Annotated in this window: 1 pseudogene; it reads left to right on the top strand. The window is 72.4% G+C overall.

The features are described from left to right. Window positions 1-616 (top strand): annotated as a pseudogene (locus L687_RS40130) (hypothetical protein); the annotation flags it as partial.

Below are 616 nucleotides of genomic sequence, written 5' to 3' on the forward strand. Positions count from 1 at the left end.
GTGCTGCCGTGGACGGGTTCGCTCGGGTTCTGGCACGCATGGGGTGCGGCGGCGCCGGAGGCACTGGCCAGAGCCGGAGCGCTGCTACGGCGTCGGGACTGGTCGGCCGCGGCGCTCTCGGACGCCGGACGCTTCACGCCGCAGGTGCTGGCTTCGGGCGGGCCCCACAACGCGTGGGCGCCGCTTCCCGCCGAGGCGCAGATCGCGTACGGCGCGCACGGCCGCGTGGCCGGCGCACTCCAGGCATCCACGGTCGGAGGGGAAGGCCTCCGCGTACTCGCCGGACTCGCCGCAGGATGGTTCTTCGGCGCGAACACGGCCGGCATCCCGGTGTACGACGCAACGACCGGGGTCACGTTCGATGGGGTCGAGACCGACGGACGGGTGAACCGCAACTCGGGCGCAGAGTCGACGATCCATGGCCTGTTGACGATGCAGCTGCTCGACGCGAACCGCGACGTGGCCGACCTGGCAACCTCGATCACCGGCCTCACGGCGAACACCGGTCCGCGCGTCATCGAGGCCGAGACCGCGCGACTCTCCCCCGGATGTGTGGTCGAGCGACCGGACGGCGGGGCATGGACGGGCGAGGGGAATCTGTCCGGCGGCGCATACG

Origin of the sequence: Microbacterium maritypicum MF109, assembly GCF_000455825.1 — a bacterium.
Classification (GTDB): Bacteria; Actinomycetota; Actinomycetes; order Actinomycetales; family Microbacteriaceae; genus Microbacterium; species Microbacterium maritypicum_A.